The sequence below is a fragment of the Burkholderia territorii genome, from assembly GCF_902833055.1.
GTDB lineage: Bacteria > Pseudomonadota > Gammaproteobacteria > Burkholderiales > Burkholderiaceae > Burkholderia > Burkholderia territorii.
Window position 1 is genome coordinate 1 of the sequence record NZ_CADFEJ010000083.1, and the last position, 566, is coordinate 566.

A 566-nucleotide genomic window follows, 5' to 3' on the forward strand; every position below is an offset into this window, starting at 1 on the left:
GTCGAGCTGAGGCCCGTCGACAGCGAGTTGATCGCCGTCGAGGTCGACGTGGACAGCGACGTCAGCGAGCTGTTGGTCGAGCTCAGGCCGGTGGACAGCGAACCGATGCCGGTCGACAGCGACGAGATGTTCGACGCGGTCGACGTGGACAGGCTGTTGACCGCCTGGTTCGTCGCGTTGAGCTGGCTGCCGTTGATCGCGTCCGTACTGGTGGCCGAAACCTGGCCTGCCGCGACGTTCGTGATCTGGCGTTCCGCGCCGGGTGCGCCGACGCTGAAGACGCCCACCGGCGAGGTGCCGTAGACCGGGTACGTGACGCCGCCGACCGTGACGCTCGACACGCCGACAGCGTTGGCCGTGGTCGAGTTCGCGCCCATCGCGATCGAGTTGGCGACATTGGCCTGCGCGTTCGTGCCGAAGGCGAGCGCATCCGCGGCGGTGGCCGACGCACCCGAGCCGTAGGCCTGGGCGCCGGTCGCGCTCGCGACCGCCTTGTTGCCCAGCGCGATCGTGTTGTCCGCGGTGGCCTGGTTCGCGCTGCCGAGGGCGAGTGCGCTGTTGCCGGT

Annotated in this window: 1 pseudogene; it reads right to left on the bottom strand. The window is 69.6% G+C overall.

Annotated features, from left to right (window positions below):
* Nucleotides 1-566, bottom strand: a pseudogene (locus HW466_RS31110) (YadA-like family protein); the annotation flags it as partial.